Origin of the sequence: Anaerocolumna aminovalerica (assembly GCF_900115365.1) — a bacterium.
GTDB lineage: Bacteria > Bacillota > Clostridia > Lachnospirales > Lachnospiraceae > Anaerocolumna > Anaerocolumna aminovalerica.
Genome location: NZ_FOWD01000004.1, coordinates 163,724 through 188,003, shown reverse-complemented (window position 1 = coordinate 188,003; position 24,280 = coordinate 163,724). Strand labels below are relative to the sequence as shown.

General features: G+C 34.8%; 20 protein-coding genes. 2 read left to right on the top strand and 18 right to left on the bottom strand.

From position 1 onward, the window contains the following. Window positions 1–255: 255 nt before the first annotated feature. Together nifJ and BM183_RS03935 are read right to left on the bottom strand one after the other, a co-directional pair. Window positions 256–3,786 carry a pyruvate:ferredoxin (flavodoxin) oxidoreductase gene (gene nifJ / locus BM183_RS03940; protein ID WP_091684554.1) on the bottom strand — a complete coding sequence of 1,177 codons (3,531 nt, stop codon included), beginning with the start codon at window positions 3,784–3,786 and terminating at the stop codon, window positions 256–258. Between the two features lie 203 nt (window positions 3,787–3,989). Further along, the gene (locus BM183_RS03935; RefSeq protein WP_091684552.1) at window positions 3,990–4,181 is read right to left on the bottom strand and encodes a CDIF630_02480 family spore surface protein; all 192 of its coding nucleotides are present in this window, start codon (window positions 4,179–4,181) and stop codon (window positions 3,990–3,992) included. Window positions 4,182–4,480: 299 nt separating this feature from the next. Here BM183_RS03935 and BM183_RS03930 point away from each other — a divergent pair, with 299 nt between their 5' ends. Beyond that, complete coding sequence (locus BM183_RS03930) at window positions 4,481–5,299, top strand: GNAT family N-acetyltransferase (RefSeq protein WP_091684550.1); 819 nt, start codon at window positions 4,481–4,483, stop codon at window positions 5,297–5,299. A gap of 78 nt (window positions 5,300–5,377) precedes the next feature. Here the strand turns inward: BM183_RS03930 and BM183_RS03925 are convergent, their stop codons facing one another. After that, window positions 5,378–7,921 (bottom strand): ABC transporter substrate binding protein, encoded by a 2,544-nt coding sequence (locus tag BM183_RS03925; protein ID WP_091684548.1) that lies wholly within the window; start codon window positions 7,919–7,921, stop codon window positions 5,378–5,380. Window positions 7,922–8,185: 264 nt separating this feature from the next. On the opposite strand from BM183_RS03925, the gene BM183_RS03920 reads away from it, so the two are divergent. Continuing rightward, complete coding sequence (locus tag BM183_RS03920; RefSeq protein ID WP_091684546.1) at window positions 8,186–9,739, top strand: ABC-F family ATP-binding cassette domain-containing protein; 1,554 nt, start codon at window positions 8,186–8,188, stop codon at window positions 9,737–9,739. A gap of 22 nt (window positions 9,740–9,761) precedes the next feature. On the opposite strand, the gene BM183_RS03915 is transcribed toward BM183_RS03920, so the two are convergent. From BM183_RS03915 to BM183_RS03845, 15 genes are all read right to left on the bottom strand, one after another. Further along, window positions 9,762–10,052, bottom strand: a complete 291-nt coding sequence (locus BM183_RS03915; protein ID WP_091684544.1) for a helix-turn-helix domain-containing protein — start codon at window positions 10,050–10,052, stop codon at window positions 9,762–9,764. 427 nt (window positions 10,053–10,479) lie between these two features. Then, window positions 10,480–10,986, bottom strand: a complete 507-nt coding sequence (locus tag BM183_RS03910) for a hypothetical protein (protein ID WP_091684543.1) — start codon at window positions 10,984–10,986, stop codon at window positions 10,480–10,482. Window positions 10,987–11,212: 226 nt separating this feature from the next. Then, the gene (locus BM183_RS03905; RefSeq protein ID WP_091684541.1) at window positions 11,213–12,802 is read right to left on the bottom strand and encodes an extracellular solute-binding protein; all 1,590 of its coding nucleotides are present in this window, start codon (window positions 12,800–12,802) and stop codon (window positions 11,213–11,215) included. Window positions 12,803–12,830: 28 nt separating this feature from the next. Further along, window positions 12,831–13,736: a carbohydrate ABC transporter permease gene (locus tag BM183_RS03900; RefSeq protein WP_091684540.1), complete on the bottom strand. Its 906-nt coding sequence runs from the start codon at window positions 13,734–13,736 to the stop codon at window positions 12,831–12,833. A gap of 57 nt (window positions 13,737–13,793) precedes the next feature. Further along, complete coding sequence (locus BM183_RS03895) at window positions 13,794–14,732, bottom strand: ABC transporter permease (protein WP_091684538.1); 939 nt, start codon at window positions 14,730–14,732, stop codon at window positions 13,794–13,796. A 346-nt stretch (window positions 14,733–15,078) separates the two neighbouring features. After that, the gene (locus BM183_RS03890) at window positions 15,079–15,993 is read right to left on the bottom strand and encodes a helix-turn-helix domain-containing protein (RefSeq protein WP_091684536.1); all 915 of its coding nucleotides are present in this window, start codon (window positions 15,991–15,993) and stop codon (window positions 15,079–15,081) included. A gap of 109 nt (window positions 15,994–16,102) precedes the next feature. Continuing rightward, entirely contained in the window at window positions 16,103–16,549 is a 447-nt protein-coding gene (locus tag BM183_RS03885) for a GtrA family protein (RefSeq protein WP_091684535.1), read from the bottom strand. Between the two features lie 483 nt (window positions 16,550–17,032). Beyond that, window positions 17,033–17,383: a sigma-70 family RNA polymerase sigma factor gene (locus BM183_RS03880; RefSeq protein WP_091684533.1), complete on the bottom strand. Its 351-nt coding sequence runs from the start codon at window positions 17,381–17,383 to the stop codon at window positions 17,033–17,035. Window positions 17,384–17,426: 43 nt separating this feature from the next. Further along, a complete protein-coding gene (locus BM183_RS03875; RefSeq protein WP_091684532.1) occupies window positions 17,427–19,100 on the bottom strand; it encodes a recombinase family protein in 1,674 nt (557 codons plus the stop codon). Between the two features lie 24 nt (window positions 19,101–19,124). Continuing rightward, the gene (locus BM183_RS03870) at window positions 19,125–19,325 is read right to left on the bottom strand and encodes a hypothetical protein (protein WP_091684530.1); all 201 of its coding nucleotides are present in this window, start codon (window positions 19,323–19,325) and stop codon (window positions 19,125–19,127) included. 296 nt (window positions 19,326–19,621) lie between these two features. After that, a complete protein-coding gene (locus BM183_RS03865; RefSeq protein ID WP_091684528.1) occupies window positions 19,622–20,245 on the bottom strand; it encodes a hypothetical protein in 624 nt (207 codons plus the stop codon). A gap of 172 nt (window positions 20,246–20,417) precedes the next feature. Continuing rightward, window positions 20,418–21,287, bottom strand: coding sequence for an oligopeptide ABC transporter permease (opp4C, locus tag BM183_RS03860; protein WP_091684527.1), 870 nt, complete (start codon window positions 21,285–21,287; stop codon window positions 20,418–20,420). Between the two features lie 20 nt (window positions 21,288–21,307). After that, window positions 21,308–22,255: an ABC transporter permease gene (locus tag BM183_RS03855; protein WP_091684615.1), complete on the bottom strand. Its 948-nt coding sequence runs from the start codon at window positions 22,253–22,255 to the stop codon at window positions 21,308–21,310. Further along, on the bottom strand, window positions 22,248–23,294 hold the full coding sequence (locus BM183_RS03850; protein WP_170847879.1) for an ABC transporter ATP-binding protein: 1,047 nt from the start codon (window positions 23,292–23,294) through the stop codon (window positions 22,248–22,250). Before BM183_RS03850 ends, BM183_RS03855 begins: the two co-directional genes overlap by 8 nt. Continuing rightward, the gene (locus tag BM183_RS03845; protein WP_091684525.1) at window positions 23,284–24,276 is read right to left on the bottom strand and encodes an ABC transporter ATP-binding protein; all 993 of its coding nucleotides are present in this window, start codon (window positions 24,274–24,276) and stop codon (window positions 23,284–23,286) included. Before BM183_RS03845 ends, BM183_RS03850 begins: the two co-directional genes overlap by 11 nt. Between the last annotated feature and the right edge of the window lie 4 nt (window positions 24,277–24,280).

The window sequence follows — 24,280 nt, the reverse complement described above, 5'->3', positions numbered from 1 at the left end:
TTAAGCCCGGAACGGTTCATACGCCATTAATCAGTATAAAAAAACGATTAAATGTCCGACTATGGGCATTTAACCGTTTTTCACTGATATTTGATTTATTTTTTTATCATTTAACCTTGAGGTCTGATTATCCTTTTGAGATTAACAGCAAATATAATCATTGCATTTCCATACCCAAAAAACCATATCCTTACTCTCAAAGTTCTTCCTTAAACTTACTTGGCAAGAGTGTGTTAAGCGCTAACTATATTATCTCTACAGCGACGCCAGCGTCTTATAAGTCTCATACCTTTCTTTTGCCAGCTCTTCTGCCTTGTTAAACAGTTCCTCTGCCTGTTCCGGATACATTTTTGCCAATGAGCTATAGCGTACTTGATTCATTAAGAATTCTCTGAAGTTACCGGTTGGTTCTTTAGAATCTAGAGTGAATGGATTTTTTCCTTCTTTCTTTAAATCAGGATTGTATCGATACAAATGCCAGTAACCTGCTTGCACTGCACTCTTAATGTTTGCCATACTTCTGCCCATACCGTCTTTGATACCATGGCTGATACAAGGTGCATAGCATATAACAATAGATGGGCCCTTATAACTTTCTGCTTCACGCAGGGCTTTAATGAGCTGGTTATTATCTGCATGAATACCAACCTGGGCAACATATACATTGCCATAAGTCATCATCATTCTGCCTAAATCCTTTTTACCAGACTTTTTACCGGAAGCTGCAAATTTTGCAATAGCACCTGTAGGAGTGGATTTAGATGCCTGACCACCTGTATTGGAATATATTTCTGTATCAAATACAAGTACATTGACGTCTTCACCGGTAGATAAAACCTGATCTAAGCCGCCAAAACCAATGTCATATGCCCATCCGTCACCCCCAACAATCCACTGGGAACGTTTTACTAAATATTCACTGCGCTGTTTGATTTCATCAATAAGGCACTGAATATTCTTATCTGAAGAATTATAATCCCTTATGATATCCTGTACTTTTGCACTTATCATCTGGGATAACTCTCCATCTTCTTTATATTCAATCCAGACTGAGAATACTTCTTTTACATGAGTATCCACATCCATGTCAATTAATTTCTTCATGTTCTCTTCTATTTTTTTTCTCATTTGTTTAACACCAATATACATACCGAATCCAAATTCCGCATTATCTTCGAATAAAGAATTTGCCCAAGCCGGTCCCTTACCTTCGTGATTGGAAGTGTATGCCGTACTTGGAGCAGATGCTGCCCAAATAGAAGAGCAACCGGTAGCATTGGCAATCATCATTCGTTCGCCAAATAACTGGGTAACTAATTTAATATAAGGTGTTTCACCACATCCTGCACAGGCTCCTGAGAATTCCATAAGAGGTTTCTTGAACTGGCTGTCTTTATAAGTCGCGCTGAGCTCTATATCTTTCTTATAACCCACCTGATTCACTGCAAATATCCAATTGTCCACCTGCTCTGGTAATTGAGTCTCTATTGGTTTCATGATCAAAGCTTTACCTTTTGCAGGACATACATCGGCACAGTTACCACATCCGGTACAATCCATTGGGCTGATTTGGATTTTATAATGATAACCTTCCAGATTTCTACCAGTAGCTTTTTTTGTAACAAAAGATTCCGGAGCCTTTTGTACTTCTTCGTCGTTTAATAAAAATGGCCTGATTACTGCATGGGGACATACATAGGAACATTGGTTACATTGTATACATCTTTCTTCTACCCATTCAGGAACATATACTGCAATGCCACGTTTTTCATACTGGGTGGACCCAGATGGGTAAGTACCATCCTCACGGTCTTTAAATGCACTAACCGGTAATTTGTGTCCTTGTTGTGCTTCCATTGGACGCATAATATTGCGTACGAATTCTGGCTCTTTTATGGTATCCGTTTCTTCATCAATACTATTTATCCATTCTTTCGGTATTTTTACTTCATGAATATCCCTAATACCCCGATCAATGGCTTCATGATTCATCTTAACTACATTTTCACCTTTTCTGGAGTAGGACTTAGTAGCTGCATCTTTTAACTCTTTCACAAATACATCTTCCGGTAATATATTAGCTAATTTAAAGAATGCCCCCTGCATAATCATGTTAATACGGTTGCCAAGTCCTATTTCACCTGCAATCTTTACTGCATTAATTGTATAGAATTTAGCCTGTTTCTCAGCCAGATCCTTTTTAATCTTTGCAGGGAGATGCTTTTCTAATTCTTCATCGGTCCACGGACAGTTAAGTACGAAAGTACCGCCTTCTTTTAAATCAGCTGTTAAATCGTATTTTGTAACATAAGAGTGGTTATGGCAGGCAACATAATTTGCGTTACTAACTAAATATGTGGCTTTAATTGGCTCCTTGCCAAAACGAAGGTGGGACATAGTTATGCCGCCGGATTTCTTTGAATCGTAGTCAAAATATGCCTGCACATTTAAAGAAGTGTTATTGCCAATTACTTTAATTGCCTGCTTGTTGGCACCCACTGTACCGTCAGAACCTAAGCCCCAGAATTTACAGCTGATTCTGTCTTCCGGTTCTATAGATACATAAGAGCCCACCTGAAGGGAATGATGAGTAACATCATCCACAATGCCAATGGTAAAATGATTCTTAGGTTCATCTTGTTTCAGGTTCTCATATACAGCTGCTATTTGATTTGGTGTGGTATCTTTCGAACCTAAACCATAACGTCCTCCAATGATTACCGGTTTCTTCCCTGCATCATGAAAACAAGTACATACATCTTCAAATAATGGCTCGCCAATGGAACCGGGTTCCTTTGTACGGTCTAAAACCGCAATTTTTTCTACTGTATGTGGTATACAGTCCATAAAATGCTTTAATGAAAACGGCCTGAACAAATGTACTTTTATCAAACCATACTTTTCACCCTTGCTATTGTAATAATCAATGGTTTCCTCAATTGTAGGCGTTACAGAACCCATTGCAACAATCAGATACCTGGCATCAGGTGCCCCATAATAATCAAATAAACCATATTTACGTCCTGTCTTTTCGCCCATCTTATTCATATAATCTTCAACAATTGGAATAAGATCAGTGTAAAATGGATTGCTGGCTTCTCTTCCTTGAAAATAAATATCCGGATTTTGTGCGGTACCTCTTATAACCGGATGATTCGGTGATAAGGCACGTTTTCTAAATTCCAGCAATGCCTGTTTGTCCAATAATTCTTCATAATCACTATATTCTAAAGCATCTACCTTCTGGATTTCATGAGATGTTCGGAATCCGTCAAAGAAATGTACGAATGGTAATCTTCCCTTAATAGCTGATAAATGAGCAACAGGTGCCAAATCTATTACTTCCTGTACAGAACCGGAAGCAAGAAATGCACATCCTGTCTGTCTTGCAGCCATAACGTCCTGATGATCACCAAATATACTAAGAGCATGAGCAGCAATTGCCCTGGCACTAACATGAAATACACCGGGCAATAATTCACCGGCTACTTTATACATGTTAGGAATCATTAATAATAAACCTTGGGAAGATGTAAATGTAGTTGTTAAGGCTCCTGCTTGTAAGGAACCATGGAATGTACCGGAAGCACCTGCTTCGGACTGCATTTCAATTACACTTACTTCCTGATTAAAAATATTTTTCTGACCTTTTGCTGCCCATTCATCCATAGTTTCAGCCATTGGAGAAGATGGTGTTATAGGATAAATAGCTGCAACATCGGTAAAGGCATATGCCGCATAGGCAGCTGCGGTATTACCATCTACTGTCATTTGAATTTTTGCCATATATCTCTTTCCTCTTTCTTAAAAATTTGTAATACATCTTATACTAAGATTCGTTAAAGAAATGTTAAAATCCAGCAGAAAAGCAAAACGTGTTTATACGCTTTGAATTTATGCCTTTTGCAAATATTTTATCTATATTAAACGAAGATTAGTATATTCGTATACTAAAATGTAATAGAACTATGATGTTTAAAAATATAAACTTATAATTGACTTCCGTTATCAACCCAATTTTTCGCTTTTCCTACTTCATATTCAGAAGGTATGGTTACCTGGCTTACCTCCTGCAGTTTCTCAATATTTGCCCAAGCTGCAGTTACTTCCTTATTGGTTGGGGAAGTTTTATCAAGCCTGCTATTATTTTCACCGCTCAGTACATTTTTATCTTTCTCCATAAGTCGAAAAATCCTCCTTCTAAATTAATTTAAAATATCTAACGATAGCCTTAGCTACTATTAAAATCTCCATTCTCTATAGTAATTATTCAAATGTTTCCAAGATGCATAAAATTATATTTATAATTTTATGCAGGTAAAAATCGGAAAAATGTCTTCTCTCCACCATGATCTCCAATTATTCAGTTGTTGATTCCGCTCATTGCCATTTCAACTTAATTAATATACAATATTCTCAACTAATGAAATCGGAGCTCTTCAAATGAAAGAATTAGTTTCTAAGTTTTGGGAGGATAAAAATGATTAAAATAAATAATTTGCAGACAGTTAGTAACTTTGAAAATGTTGTAAATGAAGACTGTCCAAGCTTTTCGGGAATTATAGCCGGCGAATGCAAAGGGGAGTTATGGGTCGATACTATTGATAAACCAACAATTGCACTGGCAAATTCTTATGCAGTTGGTAGTTTTGCTTTTTTAGGAAACATCGTTAATGATAATACATATATAGAGTTAGATAATTTCATTAAAAAGGATATTTTTTATTATCTGAAACAACAGGGAATTAATTATTTTGAATTTACTATAGAAAATGCTGAGTTAAGACCATATATTTTTAAAATGTTTAAGGATAAGACCATTCAAAGGGAAAAAGAATATTCATTTAGGAAAACAGAACACATTGATAAAAATTATTATTTACCAGATGATTTTAGAATGCAAAAAGTCGATTCTGACTTTTGGGATAAAATATTAAATGGAGATTTTAAAAATGAAACATTCTTAACAAAGAGAATTTTAGAATCATGGGAAAGCTTTGAAAATTTCAAAAAAAGAAGTGTTGCATACTGTATTACATATTCAGATAGCATTGCTTCTGTTATTGTAGGAACTGCAAGATTCAAAAATGTTATTCCAATAGATATTGAGACAGAGGAAAAATTTAGACATAAAGGCTTGGCTTACTCATTAACTATTGAATTTGTTAATGCATGTATTAAAAATGGTCTGATGGCTCAATGGGATTGCATGGAATCAAATCCTAATTCTCAAAAAACAGCCAAAAAAGCTGGATTTAAATTCTATAAAGAGAATGAAGTTTATTGGTTTGATATATAAGAGAACTGCATGGAGTTCCCAATCCATGCAGTCCGTTGAGCTTCGGCGTAATTCGTCAAGAATACCATGCCAATGTATTTACAATATATTATCTAACATATTGATATGATAAATTTTTTCTATTTCATCACTTTTTACAGGCCTGCTAAATAAGTATCCTTGAATATAATCACATCCGCCTTTTTTTAACCTTTTATATTGTTCCATATCTTCGATTCCCTCTGCGGTAATGACAAGACCCAGGCTATGTGCAAGACCTATAATACTATTCATCACCTTAATATTACTTAGTTCTAAAAACTTTTCACATAAGGATTTATCTAATTTAATCTTATTAACTGGAATAAAGGTTAAATAATTCAAAGATGAATATCCCGTTCCAAAATCGTCTAAAGCAATTCTTATACCCATATCCTTAAGAGTATTCAAGAATTCCAGCGTATTTGACGACTTTTCTAACAAAATACTTTCCGTAATCTCCAATTCGAAATATTCCGCTTCCACACCTTTTTCCAATAATATTTTGCGAAGGAAATCTGCATATGCGGTATCCTGAAGCTGTTTACTTGAGAAATTCACAGAGATAGGTTTTGTATCGTACCCTTTCTCTTTCCATTCTGCTATTTGTTCTACCGCTTTTCTTGTTACCCAGCGTCCTATTTCAGTAATTAATCCGGTGTCTTCTGCAACCGGTATAAATTTCAATGGTGAAATATTATAGCCTTTGATACGTAAGAGTGCTTCAAATCCCTCAATAAAACCAGTATCAACATCAACCTGGGGCTGGTATAACAGTATAAATCCATCATTTTTTACTGCATTTCTTAAGATGGCTTCCACTTCTTTTTTATCCATCAATTCATCCTGCATACTTTCACAGTAAAACTTATATTTGTTTCTTCCTTCCCTTTTAGCTGTATACATAGCCGTATCCACATTCATAATCAAACGGTCTACGCTGGAACTGTCTTTAGGGTACATAGATACACCAATACTGAAATTAACAAAGTATTCTTTATAATCAAGAACCAGAGCCCTTTGAAACTGCATTAAAATTTTACGGATATAGTCTTCAATTCTTTCTTGATTCTCTTCATTAGCAATCAGTATTAAGAATTCATCTCCCCCAAATCTGGATACAAAGACCGTATCGTCGGAAAGGTTTAATAATCTTTCCGATATGCTTTGTAACAACTTATCACCGTAAACATGTCCTAAAGTATCATTTACTTCTTTAAAATTATCAATATCCAAGAGTAGAATCGCTCCCGGATTACCGGAATCTATCTCGTTTCGTAATTTTTCATTAAAACTGAGTCTATTGGGAAGGTCTGTCAAATAATCATGCTGTGCCAGATATTCAATATCTCTGGCATGTTTTTCAATGGTTTCATATTGTGCCCTTAATTCTTCTTCCGTAGCTGTCAATTCTTCAAAGGTCTGTGATAGTTCCTCATGGCTTTCCTGTAGCTTTCTTTCCATCCTTCTTTGTTTTCTATTATCATAAAGAAGAATTGCTATAATCACAAATAAAACTGTGATAACAAATATACCTTTTATTATAAAATCTTTATTCTCTTCTAAATAAGTAAAAGGCCTGTTTAATATAATAGAATCTTCCGGAAGCACACTTTCGTCAATATTATATTTTCGCAGAATCTCATAGTCAAACATATAACGATTGGGGCTTTCTTCTATCATTTTAATTTCTTGTACAGGTGTTCCTTGAAATACTGTGAGAACCATATTTCCTGCGATTTTTCCAGCATCGTAATAAGAAATCATCTTGCCGCCCAATATCCCCAAACCAATACCCCCTACTTCCGCACGTAAAATGGGTACCTTGGTATGGGCTGCTAAAATTTCACAAGCTTCTTCTATAGTTAAATATTTTCCGGTTATATCAGAATACATACTAAAATACAGTACAATGGTATCCTGATCTATATGATCCAATACCTCCTCTAATTCTTTAAAAGTATATTGGGAAGTATTAATATCATCAAAAATTAAATTATCATAGTCATCCTCATAAGAATAAAATTGTTCCTTATTTCCCACTCCGGTTAATGTATTATCAACAATAGCCACTATTTTGGAAGCTTGCTGATTCAGTTTTAATCCTAACTCAATGTTATCTTTTATTGAGGTTTCTTCTACGATACCTGTAATGAAATTATTTTGTGCAGCTTCTTTTGCTCTTGCTAAATCATTGATTCCAAGAAAAACAACAGGCGTTCTATTAAATAGTTCTTCCTGATAATCCATAACAAACTGCAAAGCATTATCGTCACCAGCTATAACCGCATCATATGGATCAAGATGGGTCAATTTGTATTTTAGGGTATTATAAAATAAACGGACATTTTCTTTGGTATCAAATCGTTTCGTATCCATATATTCAATATCAAGATATATATTCTCAGAATCAAATACGCTTTTGACACCTGCAATCTGATCAGGAACACTAAGGAAATTTCCGTCATAAGAACTAATGAATAAAACCCTTTTCGCTGTACTCTCACCAAAAACTACAGTTTTATTCCATGGTTGCCAACTAATAAACAATAGTAACACAAGAAGTATAAATCCTACTCTAAAATATTTCATTCCCTTATGCATCGCGTTCCCCCTTTTTGTAGAATAGTTACAACATATGTATACCATATTATAACAAAATAGGATAAATATATCAATCTATACATATAAAGTTACATGAATTTTACATAATTCGTTGATTTTTGTCCTATTTTATCGAAATTATATTCAGCACTATAACATATCCTAATAAACTGATAAAAATTTTTTCTTGAATTAATACGTTTTTCATGTATAATCTATAAGGTAGCTTTTGAGTTACCATATTACTTCAAAGAGGAGCTTTTTATGAGCATTTTAAATGTAACGAATCTTACTCATGGTTTTGGAGACAGAGCAATCTTTCACGATGTGTCTTTTCGTCTTCTAAAGGGAGAACATATAGGACTGGTAGGTGCCAATGGAGAAGGCAAATCTACCTTTTTAAATATAGTAACCGGAAAATTAATGCCTGATGAAGGAAATATTGAATGGGCTAAGAATGTGAGGGTCGGTTATTTAGATCAGCATTCCGTATTGGAAAAAGGAATGACCATACGAAAAGTACTAAAATCTGCTTTTACTTATTTATATGAGATTGAAGCCAAAATGAACGCTCTTTGTAATGAAATGGCTGATGCGGAACCGGATGCACTTATGACCATTATGGAAGAGTTTGGTACACTGCAAGACATGCTGGATTCCCATGACTTTTATATTATTGATTCCAAAGTAGAAGAAATCGGACGGGCTTTAGGATTGGATGCGATTGGCCTGGATCAGGATGTTACCGAATTAAGCGGCGGCCAGCGAACTAAAGTACTCCTTGGAAAGCTCTTGTTGGAAAAACCGGATATTCTATTATTAGATGAGCCTACCAACTATCTGGATACCATACACATTGAATGGTTAAAACGCTATCTTCAGGAGTATGAGAATGCCTTTATACTAATCTCTCACGACATTCCTTTTATAAACAGTGTGGTAAATCTTATTTATCACATGGAAAATGGTGAATTAAACCGTTATGTAGGTGATTATGATAAGTTCTTAGAAGTCTACGAAATGAAAAAAGCACAATTAGAATCCGCTTATAAAAGACAGCAGCAAGAAATTGCTGAGCTGCAAGATTTTGTTGCCAGAAATAAAGCAAGGGTTTCTACCAGAAATATGGCTATGTCCAGACAGAAGAAATTAGACAAGATGGATATCATCGAACTTGCAAAAGAAAAACCAAAGCCGGAGTTCAATTTTAAAGAAGCCCGGGCAGCAGGAAGATATATCTTTCAAACAGAGCATTTAGTTATTGGCTATGAGGAACCTCTCTCCAAACCACTAACTTTAACTATGGAACGTGGAGATAAAATCGTATTAAAAGGAGCCAATGGCATCGGTAAAACCACTCTTTTAAAAAGTATTATGGGATTAATTCCTTCATTACAAGGTAAAGTAATTTTGGGGGATTACCTGTACCAGGGATATTTTGAGCAGGAAATGACCGGTGCCAAGAACAATACCTGCATTGAAGAATTATGGCGAGAATTCCCTTCCTTTTCCCAATACGAAGCCCGCTCTGCCCTGGCCAAATGTGGTCTTACAACAAAACACATTGAAAGCCAGGTAAGAGTACTAAGCGGCGGTGAGCAGGCAAAAGTCCGCCTGTGTAAATTAATTAATAAAGAAACCAATCTCTTATTATTAGATGAGCCTACCAACCACTTAGATGTTGAGGCAAAAGAGGAATTACACCGTGCTTTAAAAGCATATAAGGGAAGTATCCTTCTAATCTGTCATGAACCGGATTTCTATGAAGATTTTGCTACTAAGGTTTGGGATTGTTCTAACTGGACAACAAAATTATAATGTAAGAGCATTTAAATAAAATTTAATTGATTAAATTCAATAAGCATATATGAACAAAATCTTGGTCTGAAGAGACCAAGATTTCGTTTATTGTCATATTAAATAATTTGCTTAATGCATATAAATTATCAACGGTTGGTAAACACTCACCCCATTGCCATTTATAAATAGCTTGCGGCTGTTCAAATCCAAAATAGTGCTGCAAATCCTTAACCGAAATATCTTTCGATTTCCGGATTCTTAATATGTTTTTTCCTGTTTCCTTGAGATTGATTGTTGGAAATGTTGTTGCAGATGTACACAATGTTGCCATTAAAATCATACCTCCTCAGTGAACTATGTATTATCCCGAACACATAATAAACATACAAGAGTTATTATAAGATAGTTTCATTATTTTTACAATATTAAACTTACTACTTTTCTTCTTTTTAACAATATGGAAGATTTTTGAAACTATAATTAATACCGATTGAAATGTGTGTAATCTAATTTAAAGATTTATAGAAAATTAGCATATATAACCTATACTTCCATGCTCTGATATTTCTATCAAGTTTTTAGTACGCATCATTATGATATTATTTAGCCTCTTTTATTTAACCTTAAACTTAAACTTATAAAAATATAACAGAATAACAGCTAACAATAACACTCAATAGCAATAACCACCTAACTTGAAAAATATTTGAGATACGTACAAGGAAATTTGATTAAGTATATTTAAATACCCTTTAAGTTCACCACTTTATTTCGAATGTAATGGTCTGATTGCAAGTATCTAAAGCCAATTGAATCTCAATAATCTGCTCACATATTTCTTTGTAGTCGTTATTCACTTTATCTAAATCATAATTTACAAATTCGTATTCCACACCACGATTCATTCGTCCCATAAAATCTGTAATACGTACTTTAGGTAAGTGTTTTCGCATATTGTCCAGTATTGATTTCCGAATGTTTAACTGGGCCATTTTTACTAATGCCGTATCTATTGTTATGTGGAGTTGCGGCAAATATGTTGTTGAATTAAATACATTAATTGCATGCTTTATTTTGCAAACCTTTTCATCAATTTCATTTAACTTTTTGCTGGTTTCCTCATAATCATATTGAGGTATTTCGGCTTCTTCACCTTCCCCACGAATATAGGTCTTAGAATTATTTTCAATAGACAAAATATAACTCTTTTCATCCTCTAAAGTTCTAATTAATTTGTTTGCTCCTGCTGATGTTATTTTTATCATACTAATATCCCCTTTTCGTATTCGTCATTACACTTATAATTATATTGCCATGCTCTTTACTATAATTCATTATATTCGTAAGAGAAAAATATATCATTAAACTGGTGGTTTAAAATTGCAAGTATTAACCGGACTATTCTAAGCTTATGAAAAAAAGTGGAGCAACGAGCTGATAAATCAGCAAGGTTGCTCCGCTTCACTATTTAGTTCAGTTTACTCTTTAAACTTACTTAACGCCCAAGTCTTCACATAATTTGTTATAATTGGTGGTCAGATATTCATTTACTTCCTGAAGTCCGATTTTTTCTGCTTCTTTCACCATATCATCATATAAGGTATTGAATTCCTCATCTGACTTTGCTGTACAGATCTTTGTAAATGACTCACTTGACAATGTGGAAATATCATCAAATTTAATACGAATGTCTGTACCTGACTTAGGATATGCCAAATCTAAGGCATTGGACCAATTTGCACGTTTTACTGCATCGTCATAGATTCTACGTGTCTCTGGTGTTGCTACTGCATAAAAACCATTGGAAATGGTAATATAATTATCTGCAGAAAAGATAAATCCATCCCCTTTATAATCTGCATCTTTTGTACCAGCATCTACCGACTTCTGGCGCCGCTCTAATAATATAATGTTTCCGCTCTCATCATAATCCCAATCAATTCCCTTGTATCCAGTACTTAATGCAATAGAATTATCTTTTTGTTTTGCCCAATTTAAGAACTTAATTGCAGTTTCCGGATCTTTGCAATTCTTTGTAATAAACATAGCAGACCAGCCTGAAACAGGCATCGTATAATTCCAGTCTTTCATGAGAGGTACCTGAACATATTTTGCTCCGGGAACCTCCTCTTTTACTCTGGCTGTAAAGTTTTGCTCATCGTTTCCAGCAAAATGTGTTACCATAAATGCTTTTCCAGTACCAATATTTTGGAAAGTCTGCTCATCAGAAGTAAATGTGAAGTTTTCCTCTGTAACATAACCCATCCGGTATAAATCATTGATTACCTTACATAACTCACGGTATTTAGGATCCGAGATATCGCAAACATAATTTCCATTTTCATCCTCAGGTTTCACAGGATCGTAACCTACCAGTTGCGCCAATCCCCCATATTGTCTCATATTGATCGTCAATGGCACCATGTCGGGATAGTTCTCTTTTACCATCTGCATCAGCGCAAAAAAATCATCTTTTGTCTGTAATGCTGGTGAACCTAATTCTTTATAGATATCTTCCCGCATAATTAATTGTCCAAAGTTTGGACCAATATTCTTTGCATTCTGAATTTCTTCAATTGTATTAAATTCATTTTTTAACATATAATACTTTCCATTTTCTGAACTCAATGCATTTAACTTCTGTTCGATTTCCGGAATTTTAAAATCCGGAGTATATTTATCAATAAGTTCCTGTAATGGCCAACAACGATCATCACTGGACAATTTATTTAGTTTTGAAGAACTTGATGTCATAACTAGGTCTGGTAAATCATCCGATGCAATCAGCAGATTCAACTGTTCTGCATCCGTGGCTTTCACTATGTTGATTTTAATTCCAGTTTGTTCTTCAATTAATTGTTCTATAATTCCATCTTCCATAGTATCATATGGCAGCCAAGTACAATCAACGAACATATCAAAAGTAACTTTGTTTTCTGGGTTTGGAAATTGATTTTCACTGTCTTTGGCTTCCATTAACACGGAATTACTTCCTGTTTTTGCGCTTTTACCACACGCTGTACATGAGATTACAAGTAGACCAATACATAAAACACTAATAAGTTTCTTCATTTTAATCATAAATAACTCTCCTTCAGCCTTTTTTATTTTAACCCTTTACAGCTCCCAACATAATTCCTTTTACAAAGTGCTTCTGAAGAAATGGATACACTAAAACAATTGGTAAAATAGTGATAATCATTGCTGCCATTTGAACAGATGTTGTAGTTACTTGACCATAACGTGATGCTTGCATCATTGCTGCTTTTGAGGTAACATCAACTTGATTTTTCGTAATGACATCTCTCATCAAGAATGCCAAAGTACGCAGTGATTTCTTTCCTGGTGCAAAGAATGCAGTATCACTCCAAGCATTCCATTGACCAACTGCTGCAAATAACCCCAATGTAGCAATTAATGGCTTAGACAAAGGTAATACAATGGATGTATAGATGCGTATCTCTTTTGCACCATCCAGTCGTGCCGATTCATATAACTCATATGGTATTTCCCGAAAGAAGGAAATTGCAAGAATGCAATAATATGTACTAAACATTGTGGGTATGACATAAACCCAGAAGGTATTCAAAAGTCCATAAGAATTCAATACTAAATAATAGGGAATGAGCCCTCCGCTAAAATACATACAGACCAATAACACAACATTGTAAAACTTCCGAAACATTAAGTTCGGCGCTGATAGCCCATACCCCACCATACAAGTAAATAATATTGTAAGGGTGGTTCCTGCCACTGTCTTTAAAATGGAAATCAAAAGCGCATGTAACCATTTTGCATCACTTAAAAACTGTTGATAATTAGCTAAGGTAAATTTTCGCGGCCAAAAATAAATACCTCCGTTCAGTGCATCTACCCCATCATTAAAAGAGATAATAATAACATAATAAAATGGATATAACGTTACAAGTAAGATCAATGTCATAAGGATAAAAATTACGGTATCCATTACTTTGTCTTCCGCCGTTCTCCTAATTTTTCTTCGTTGATGCTTCATCACAATTGCCCCTTTCTAATTTTCTACCTAGGCTTATAAACTTATTTTATTAAAGAGTTAGAATAAGGAAGACCCTGATACCTTCTTGGATACTGCATTTGCACTCAACACTAAAATAAAGGAGATCACCGACTGAAATAAACCGGCAGCAGCGGCAAATGAATATCTGCCTTGCCCTAAACCTATCTTATAAATAAATACTTCTAAGATTTCTGAACGTGAAAGGTTCATTGTATTTCCTAATAACATTGCTTGGTCAAAGTTAGACCCGAATAAACCACCAATTGCTAAAATTAAAAGAATTGCTACCGTTCCCTTGATGGATGGAAGTGTAATATGCCGAATACATTGCATTCTTCCTGCACCATCAATTCTTGCACTTTCATATAGTGTTGGACTGATACCTGCAATGGCAGCCAAATAAATAATGGCTCCCCAACCGGTCTCTTTCCATATCTCACTGAATACTGCCAGGCCATAATAATATTTTGGATCCATTAGAATAGGAATTGGTTTATCTATAGCCCCAAGTTTCAACAAGACTTCATTAACCACACCTGTATTTGTTGAGAAAAACGTAAACAAGATTCCTGATACAATAATCCATGAGAAAAAATGTGGCAAATAACTTACGGTTTGCACTACCCTCTTATAAACTTTTCCTCCCATCTCCGATATCATAATTGCAAAAATAATCGGAAGTGGAAACGAAAAAATGAGTTTCAAAACACTGATACACAATGTATTTCTCATTAGTATTGGAAACTTTCGGTCTGTTAAAAATGCTTTAAAATGCTTTAATCCTACAAATTGGCTTGTAAATATCCCTGTAAGTCCTGCTTTAATGTCATAATCTTCAAATGCAATAATAACTCCGGCCATAGGTATAAGTGAGAATAACAGCAGAAAGATTAGTCCTGCAAAAACAAAACCATGTAAAGGCAACTGCCTCTTAAAAGTACGCATTCTTTGACTTTTTTCCATTTTCATTTTCATGAATTAATCTCCTATTATGTAAAGTGTACTTCTTTAGATGTTTTACTATATATTTCTTTTTCTGCGCAGTATGTACATATTGGCTAATTGCTTTAATGTTTTTTTAATCTTTTCATACATTATATACAGTTGCCTTTACCCTGTAAATGCAGAAAAGCCGAAAAACTTATAGTTTTCCGACTTTTCTGTATTAATATTTATATGTATTTTGTATTTTTCATGGGACTGTCTAAATGACTTTCATTTTAAAGCATCTCTTATGTTCCCATCTTGTACATTCTTGAATATTCTATTACCATTCTTTAACACTAAAGTAACTTCCCTAACCTTATGTACTTTCTTATATTTACTTATCATCTAACAGCAGCAATTCTATCAAGGATTCTCTTAACTTTGCTGGTGTTTTACCTTCATATCGCTTAATTATAGTACTAAAATAATTTTCGTTCTTAAATCCCACCATTTCTGCAATATCTGCAAATTTCAAGTCACGATCTATCATTAATTTTTTGGCTTGTTCCACACGATATCCGTTTAAATACTCCTTTAACTTTTTTCCTGTCATTTTATAAAAAAACCGACTTGCATAATCCACATTAAATCCTGTTACATTGCAAATCTCCTGGACAGAAATTGGTTTATAATAATTCTTGGCAATATAAGATTTCATCCTATTTACTTCATATACTTTCGAAAGATCTCTCTTCTTTGTATCTCCCATTTGACGAAGGATTGAATAAAGTAACTCGTAACAATATCCACGAACAAGGAGCTGCCAGTTCTTCTGTTCATATGTATATGCTTTATACATTTTACGAAACAGATACTCTGTAGTCTCTTGATCCTTCATAGTCATATATTCTGGAAATCTTATATCATTTTCGAACACCGGATCTATGCGTATATGCTCCTTGTACTGTAATTCATTTCCAAATAGAGTTACGTATGTTTCAATGGTATTATAAAATGTATAGTGCCATTTCTTATCCTGGTATGAAAACAAATCACAATGAAACCAATAAAGCTCCCCTTGAACATCTTCATCTAACCATAACTTATGAGGAACATTGGGTTTAATAATAACCAAATCCCCTTGTTTCACTTCATAATTCCGTTCTTCAATTTGAATATGTATAATGCCGCAAAAACAATATAAGAACTGATGATCATAGATTCTCCGATAAAGATTTTTCCAGGAATCTCTTTTTTGCAATCCCACTTCGCGAATATAAGGAACAATTTCTTCAGTGCTATGATTCATACCCCTATCCCCCTTGTGTTTCCCCAATGATTCAACGGTTTGCTATAACACAACATACATTACATATATCCTACACTAATAATAATTACATTAAATAGTATTATATTTTTTAATCCGCGCATTTGTCCTGCTTTCTAAATATATAAATTTTACTGAACAAATAATTCAATACAATTACAACAACCATTAAGAGTGCTTTTACAACTAAATTATTACATTTTAATTTATCAACAAAAAGAAACATTCCCATTTGTTCCACAAGAAAGGAAAGTATTCTGGCTCCAAAAAATTTAGTTATTTTTATGCATTCTTTCAATATATCTTCTTTTTCCGATTGAAATACCCATAAAGCATTCACAATATAAGCAAATGAAACTGCAGCCAACCACGCAATGGTATTGGCCATTAAATTTTCTACTTCTAATATATTGCACAGAATATAGTAGAATATGAAGTTTACAATGGTTGTCATAATACCTGCAAAGGTATATGTAATGGTTTCACGGTTTACAAACTTGCTCCAATATTTTTTATATGACATGTGATTTTTATACATAAGGAACTCTCTCCTTTGTTATTTTATATAATTTATGTTAAATGAGAATTATATTTTAGATAGGCTTGTCACCTTATTTAATTCTACATCAGTTGGAACATACTGTAAAGGCAAAAAAGAGGACGCTACTAATATTGCAGCATCCTCTTTTCTTAGGAGTAGTTATGTAATAAAAATATTATTACACTGATTTATGTAATAAAGATTATTACACTGATTTATGTAATAAAAGATTATTACCTGTTCTAAAAATGAAGAACTTCTTAGAAATTGATATTTTTTTAACAAAGTCCTTCAAATTTTTAAGCTTCTTAAGCTTAAAATAAGAATATCACATTTTACTAACTATTTCAATGCCTTTAGTAAAATGTGATATCAAATTTGTAAATTATTTTTCTTTGCATCATTAATTCATATCCGTTACTATTCTTTCCACAAACCAGTTTAACTTTTTTCTTTTTTAATTTCTTTTTTATTCTCGTCTTATCCTTTTTCAAATCCTTCTCGTAATTTCTTCAACGCTTTTTTCTCAATTCTTGATACATAGGATCTGGATATACCTATAATATTGGCAATTTCTCTTTGGGTAACTTCATTGTTTGAATTTAATCCATACCGCATTTCAATAATTTGTCGTTCCCGTTTTGTTAATACTTTATCCACTAATGTATATAAACGCTTGATATTACCTTGTAACTCCAGCTCATCCACAATATCCGTGTCTGCACTTTCAATAATGTCCAGTAGATTTATTTCATGACCTTCTTTATCAGAACCGATAGGTTCATAAAGGTATACTTCTTTTGCCTGCCGCTTCCCATTTCTTAGCATCATTAACAATTCATTTGCTCTTTCTCATGTTTGGCGGTAATTGCAGCTAACACTTCTCTGACAGGTTGCTGCCTTTAAAAAACACTTCTACTTTTCCACCATTCCAATAAATTTCTTCAATTAATTCTTTCACAGCATATTTCCTTTGTTCATAACTCAACTCTTTCCACATTATTTTATCAAATACGGTTAATAATTCAACCCATTCTTCTTCCCCATATTCCATGACTTCTTCCTCAATTGTATCTTCTAATGAAATTTCCAACTGTTTTAATTCCTCCAGATAAACCTGATATTCTTCTATAAAATCAGCAATAGCTTCTTCCGTTGTGGCTTTCAGAATTGCTTTTTTAATATTATTTATATATCTCTTAGTTTTATCAATCTGATTTCTTATATAACTATCTCTGGCAGTACTGAATATACGATTATCTTCTTTTCTTTTATGGCATCTGAATAGTGCTTTATTAAATATAGGTGCAATCTCTTTTTCTAATTCTGTTATTTTTTTTATAATAATTTTATCTAAAATATTACCTGCTAGATTACACTCTTTGCAACGTGCTCCTTTACTTCTTTCTTTCATTTCGCACAGATAATAAAAAGACTTTTCACCTTCAGAATTCCGAGTACCGGATGTTTTTGGTCTCATTGGATGGCCGCATTTACATTTTAATACACCGGAAAGTAAGGCATCCGTTGTTCTTGAAGCACGATAGGATTTTTCTTTATTTTTATCCAGCATTTTTTGTACTTTAATCCAGTCACCGCTTTCAACTAATGGCTTATGCTCACCCACTGCAATAACCCAGTCTTCTTTCTTTCTCCATCTTGATTCTTTCATATCCAGATTAGTGTCATTATATTTTACCGATAAAGTCTTATTATAGGCCATTATTCCATGTTCACCGTCAAATGTTTCTTTAGGAGAATATATAGAATAGCCGTTTTTTATAAAGTACTCATAGGCATTCAAATCAGCTTTGCAGTAAACAGGATTTGCCAGTATAAATTTAATGCTGTATCTTCTAAAATCTGAGTCAGAACGGGTTTTGTATAAGTGTTTTAATAAATATGCTTCTACCTTGGATAAAGAGCCCAACTCTAAATAATTTGCAAATATTTTTTCAATTATTTCTGCTTCTCCAGGAACGATTTCTAAATAATTTTTCTTTTTTTCCTGCCCTCCATGATTAATATATGACGTAAGTTTTGATTCATAAGCAAAAGGAGTTTTTCCTCCCAACCATCTTCCCCGCTTTGCCAGTTCCAGCATAGAGTCTTGAATACGTTCTGCGATGACTTCTCTTTCTAATTGAGCAAAAACTACGGTAATAGTCAACATTGCTCTTCCCATTGGTGTTGTGGTATCAAAATCTTCCTTTACACTGATGAACTCCGTTCCATGGGCATTTAGTATTTCATAGATTTCAGTAAAATCTTGAACAGAACGTGTTAAGCGATCTAATTTATATACCAATAATATATGTATAGGCTTACTTCCACTGGTAATATCCCCCATCAATTCTTTAAATTTTTCCCTGTCTAAGTTGGCTCCTGTTTTTCCCTCTTGTTCCTCATATATAATAAATTCCGTTTTAAAATCGGAGTATTTAAACCTGGCAAGTTGTTTGCACTTTTCTATTTGTACCTGAAGGCTTTCACCTTTATCCGTTGCTTTACTTTTTCTTGCATAAATGGCAATCACTTTTTTCTCCATTTTGATCCCCTGACTTAAACAATTCTATTCCGATTGATTACATAATTTTTTTTGTATTTCCGCCATCATTTTATTCCTCTGTACTGCATCATTTATTTTCCGGTTCATGATTTCTTTTATCATTTTAGTATGAACTTCACCTAATGTCTTTGCTAATAATTGTTTTCCTTTTTCATCTTTAGGTAAATGAAAAATAACTTCAAATTCTGCCGGTTTTCTTGCCATATGAACAACTCCGTTGTCTATTTATATATCATATGACTTGTGCGGTTTGTCTTATTTCAAGTAATGTTAAAAGCCAGCACCTGTATTCTGATGCTGGCTCAATTATTATACTGTTAAATTTTATAGGTATCCTAAAAATCACTTCTTCTGACTTCTGATTTTATATCTTTTAAACGTTTCATAACATCATTTTGTCCATTTCCAAAATATTCATGAAGAATTTTAAATTCTGCATACAGCTTTTCATAAATATCCTGGTTTTCAGCGTTAGGATAATAAGTTACTTTTTTATTTAACTATATAATATATTCAATTGAATTTTCTTCCGTTTTTCGGGTTGTTGTATTATAGATAAGCATTGCTTCTCTAATCTCTACAGGTCCGAAAGCATAAGAAACCGGTTCTTTCCGATTCATTAATTCCGCCTTTACTCTGCGGTTCAATTTACCTGGCAGTCCTTCCACAACAGAAACTTCATGGTTATCAGGAAAGTTCTCTATATAATATGGATCAAATACTTCAATTACATCTCCCGCAACATCATTTAGCAGAACATAATGTCCAACATCCTCCAGCCAAACTCTTGCAACCACTACTCCACGTTGTTGAAGACATCCTATAATTCCGCTATTTTGTCCGATGTATACCTGCTCCCCTTCTAAAAATTCAGAAAAGACAGGAAAATTCTTGGTTATTCCATATTGATTCAGCCAACTGGAGATAAATTTCATTGCCATTTTAGAGGTTCCGTTTTTTCCGGATTCTCCTTTTTCATCATACGCATCTAGTGTATACATCGAAATGGTCTTTAGCAGTTCCGGTGTCAGCTGCTCTCTCTCAAATAAATAGCGGAAGGCATTTATTAGTGTGGTAGGGCCGCAATCATATTCTGATGTCTGATAATTTAATATGTTTTTCATTTATATTTTACACCCGTTGCATATCCCAGGTGAGCCTGGGATACTGCCATAAATAAAAATGAGTGAAAGAATCTGTTGGTGGCAGCCTTTCATAAATTATATTTTCTTTCACTCTTCCTCTCCATTCCCATTTGTGATGTATTATTCATTCTACATGTGAATTATATCCAATTCATGCGGTAGGATCAACTGCATCACGTAATGCATCTCCTATAAAATTAATACTGATAACCAATAGTATAACAATAAGTCCCGCAGGAATCCATAGCCAGAACTTACTCGTAAGAATAGTAATGGATTCCGCTCCATTTAAAATATTCCCAAGACTGGCTGTTGGAGGCTGTACACCCATCCCCAGGAAACTTAATGCAGCTTCATCCAGAATGGATATGGCAAAGACTGTGGTAGCATATACCAATACAGGAGCAATTGTATTAGGTAAGATCTCAGAGAATAAAATATATCTCCTTGGCATACCCGCCACCATATCTCCTTTTATAAAATCCGTTTCCCTTAGGGATAACACACTGCCTCTAACAAGCCTTGCAACGCCCGGCCAGTCTACAAGGCCAAGGATTAATATAATATTCCATAAACCAGGTTCAAAAATAGCTGCTGCAACCAAAACTAATAATATATATGGAAAGGACATAATGGTATCGGTAATACGCATAATAATATTATCCACAAAACCGCCGAAATATCCTGATACCAGTCCTAATATCACTCCGATTATTGTTGAAATAATAGTAGCTGCAAATCCTACCAGCAGAGAACAGCGGGTAGCATAAAGAAGTCTGCTTAACATATCTCTGCCTATCTGATCAGTTCCAAGCCAATGTTCCAAAGTGGGTGGTCTTCCAAATGAACCTGTCACTTTATTTGGATCATATGGAGCTATAACCGGTGCAAATATTGCAAGAACTACCACTATACATAAAAACCAAAGACTGACAACTGCAAGTTTATGTTTTTTAAATCGTTTGATTATCATCCTCCAACCGCTCTGACCGTATAGATTTTCTTCTAATATCTTTTTCATTTACAGTTGTTCCTCCATAATTACTGATACTTAATTGTTGGATCTACCAAGGCATATACAATATCTGTAAGTAAGTTAGCTGCTAAAACCACCACCGCAGTTAATAGACAAACTCCCATAATAACAGGATAATCCCGTCCTGTTATGGCATTCATAGTAATCAGTCCCAGTCCCGGCCAGCTAAAAACCTGTTCAATGATAACTGCACCACCAAACAACATAGGAATCTGCATGCCAAGCACTGTAACTATAGGAATTAAAGCATTCCGCAGTCCATGTTTATTAATGGTTAAAAACCGGCCTATTCCTTTTGATTTTGCCGTTCGCAGATAATCCTGCTGTAATATCTCCAATACCGAGCTTCTAATATACCGAATATTAGAACCGGCAATTGAGATTGCTAAAATCATACTAGGCATGATCATATGTTTTATTATATCTAAAACTCCCCCTTCACCACCTACAGTGGTCATACCGCTTGATGGCAGCCACCCAAGACGTACCGTAAATACATAAATAAATATCAGCGAAAGAAAAAAACTTGGAATACTGCTTCCTAAGAACGAAAGAGAAACCAGGGCATAATCACGCTTAGTATAACGATGTACTGCACTATAAATACCGAAAGGTACCGCTATAATTAAACCTATGATTATGGATGTGCCCATTAATAAAAAAGTAGGTCCAATATGGCTTCCAATAATTTCACTAACGGGCTGATAATTCTTAATAGAATATCCCAAATTTCCCTTAAGCAGCTGGCTTAACCAATTAAGATACTGCTGATATACCGGCTGATCCAAACCTAATTTGACCGCCTTCACTTCTACTGCCCCAGCTGTAACTCTGGGTCCTGCCATCATTTCCAAAGGACTTCCTGCAAGACTCATAATTATAAAATCAATAATGGTGATTCCAAGGAGCACAGGCAGGGCAGTGAATATTCTTTTTATTATATATTTAATTATCTTTATTTTCCTCCCTTCCATTAGAGAAATCTCTTCTGCGTAAATTATCTGACATCACCGGACAGGCTGATAAGTGGTTGCTGCCGGCACTAATTGATTCTAATTTGGGTTCCATTTCTCTACAGGAATCCACGGCATAAGGACATCGAGTATGAAACCTGCAGCCACCGGGAAGTGCTGCTGCAGATGGTATCTCTCCACTTAGGACTATTCTGTCCCGGTGACGACACTTTGGATCCGGCAAAGGAGAGGCATCAAAAAGAGCTTTAGAATATGGATGTATGGGATTATTAAAAAGTTCTTCTGTATCTGCTACCTCCACAATTTTTCCCAAATACATAACTGCAATGCGATTACTTATATAATGAACAGCTCCCAGTCCATGCCCAATAAATACATATGTCAGTCTTAGCTCTTCCTGTAGTTGTCTTAATAAATTTAGTACCTGAGCCTGAACAGAAACATCCAAAGCGCTAACCGGCTCATCGCATACAATTAGTTTAGGCTTTAAAGACAGCGCTTTTGCTATTCCAATTCTTTGTCTTTGTCCTCCTGAAAATTCATGAGGATATCTGTGTCTGACTGAGCTTGGTAATCCCACCAGATTCAGAAGCCGGTTTATTTCATGACTTATATTTTCCTTTTTGACAATTCCATGGTAGAGCATAGGAGCAGCCAATATATCATAAATCTGCTTTCTTGGGTTCAAAGAAGAAGTGGAGTCTTGAAATATCATCTGAAATTCTGTACGTATTTTTTGAAGCTGACCAGCGGGCATATTGGATATATCCTGCTCTTTATAAAGAACGCGGCCTGAAGTAGGCCGCTCCAAAGCTACCATCTGTCGTCCCATTGTTGACTTACCACAGCCGGATTCCCCTACAATACCAAGAGTTTCTCCTTCATAAATGGTTAAATCAATTCCATCCACAGAATGTATCATATTTTTATGTCCTATGAGACCGGTTCCCTTAGCCGGATAATCTTTTCTTAGATTCTCTATCCTCATTAGAGGCTCTTTTATTTCTTTATGAAACATTAGAAATCGTCTCCTTTCCGGTTCGGGCAAGATGGCATCGTACCTTATGTTTTGAATCAAACTTCTGATACAATTGCCTGTTTGCACATTCGGGAGAAGCATAGGGGCATCGTTTGGCAAAGCGACATCCCTTCATATTCTGGTATTTTTCAGGTACTATTCCGGGAATGGATGCTAATTTTTGATTTCTATTGCCATAAATACTCGGAACTGATTGTAGTAACGCCTGTGTATATGGATGAACCGGATTTTCAAAAAGAGAATTTACATCAGCTTCTTCCACACATTGTCCTGCATACATTACGATTACCCTGTCTGCTAATTCCGCAACCACTCCCATGTCATGGGTAATTAATATAATGGATAACTTAAATTCCCTACGAAGTTCAAGTAAAAGTTTCATGATCTGCAGCTGTATGGTTACATCCAAAGCTGTGGTAGGTTCATCTGCTATGATAAGTTTAGGATGACAGGCAAGTGCCATGGCTATCATTACTCTCTGGCGCATGCCGCCGGACAACATATGGGGATATTTCTTTAATATAGCTTTCGAATCCGGAAGCCCAACCTTTTCCAGTATTTCTATAGCATATTCTCTTGCTGCTTTTTTATCATATCCCAGATGAATGCGAATGGTTTCCTCCAGTTGATTTCCTATGGTAAATACCGGATTTAAACTATTCATTACATCTTGAAAGACCATGGTAAGTTCACTTCCCCTAATTTTATCCAGTTCCCTTTCTGTCATTTTGAGTAAATCTTTTCCTTCAAAGAGCACTTCACCACCAATAACCTTTGCTGTATTACCTAGAAGTCCCATAATTGACAGCGCGGTCACACTCTTACCGCATCCGGATTCTCCTACTATGCAAAGAATTTCACCCGGATTTACCGAAAAACTTACTTTATCCGTACATATTGTCTGTTTATGATCTTCTATAAATGCAACTTCCAGTTTCTTTACTTCCAATAATGGTATCATCTTC

What these genes read in the sequence shown, in the direction of transcription:
- BM183_RS03850 (WP_170847879.1), bottom strand. Translation starts at nt 23,294, where the DNA reads ATGTTTCATAAAGAAATAAAAGAGCCTCTAATGAGGATAGAGAATCTA.
- BM183_RS03905 (WP_091684541.1), bottom strand. Translation starts at nt 12,802, where the DNA reads ATGATTAAAATGAAGAAACTTATTAGTGTTTTATGTATTGGTCTACTT.
- BM183_RS03930 (WP_091684550.1), top strand. Translation starts at nt 4,481, where the DNA reads ATGATTAAAATAAATAATTTGCAGACAGTTAGTAACTTTGAAAATGTT.
- BM183_RS03920 (WP_091684546.1), top strand. Translation starts at nt 8,186, where the DNA reads ATGAGCATTTTAAATGTAACGAATCTTACTCATGGTTTTGGAGACAGA.
- BM183_RS03875 (WP_091684532.1), bottom strand. Translation starts at nt 19,100, where the DNA reads ATGGAGAAAAAAGTGATTGCCATTTATGCAAGAAAAAGTAAAGCAACG.
- nifJ (WP_091684554.1), bottom strand. Translation starts at nt 3,786, where the DNA reads ATGGCAAAAATTCAAATGACAGTAGATGGTAATACCGCAGCTGCCTAT.
- BM183_RS03845 (WP_091684525.1), bottom strand. Translation starts at nt 24,276, where the DNA reads ATGATACCATTATTGGAAGTAAAGAAACTGGAAGTTGCATTTATAGAA.
- BM183_RS03910 (WP_091684543.1), bottom strand. Translation starts at nt 10,986, where the DNA reads ATGATAAAAATAACATCAGCAGGAGCAAACAAATTAATTAGAACTTTA.
- BM183_RS03880 (WP_091684533.1), bottom strand. Translation starts at nt 17,383, where the DNA reads ATGATGCTAAGAAATGGGAAGCGGCAGGCAAAAGAAGTATACCTTTAT.
- BM183_RS03895 (WP_091684538.1), bottom strand. Translation starts at nt 14,732, where the DNA reads ATGAAAATGAAAATGGAAAAAAGTCAAAGAATGCGTACTTTTAAGAGG.
- BM183_RS03915 (WP_091684544.1), bottom strand. Translation starts at nt 10,052, where the DNA reads ATGGCAACATTGTGTACATCTGCAACAACATTTCCAACAATCAATCTC.
- BM183_RS03885 (WP_091684535.1), bottom strand. Translation starts at nt 16,549, where the DNA reads ATGTATAAAAATCACATGTCATATAAAAAATATTGGAGCAAGTTTGTA.
- BM183_RS03925 (WP_091684548.1), bottom strand. Translation starts at nt 7,921, where the DNA reads ATGCATAAGGGAATGAAATATTTTAGAGTAGGATTTATACTTCTTGTG.
- BM183_RS03900 (WP_091684540.1), bottom strand. Translation starts at nt 13,736, where the DNA reads ATGAAGCATCAACGAAGAAAAATTAGGAGAACGGCGGAAGACAAAGTA.
- BM183_RS03935 (WP_091684552.1), bottom strand. Translation starts at nt 4,181, where the DNA reads ATGGAGAAAGATAAAAATGTACTGAGCGGTGAAAATAATAGCAGGCTT.
- BM183_RS03890 (WP_091684536.1), bottom strand. Translation starts at nt 15,993, where the DNA reads ATGAATCATAGCACTGAAGAAATTGTTCCTTATATTCGCGAAGTGGGA.
- opp4C (WP_091684527.1), bottom strand. Translation starts at nt 21,287, where the DNA reads ATGAAAAAGATATTAGAAGAAAATCTATACGGTCAGAGCGGTTGGAGG.
- BM183_RS03870 (WP_091684530.1), bottom strand. Translation starts at nt 19,325, where the DNA reads ATGGCAAGAAAACCGGCAGAATTTGAAGTTATTTTTCATTTACCTAAA.
- BM183_RS03865 (WP_091684528.1), bottom strand. Translation starts at nt 20,245, where the DNA reads ATGAAAAACATATTAAATTATCAGACATCAGAATATGATTGCGGCCCT.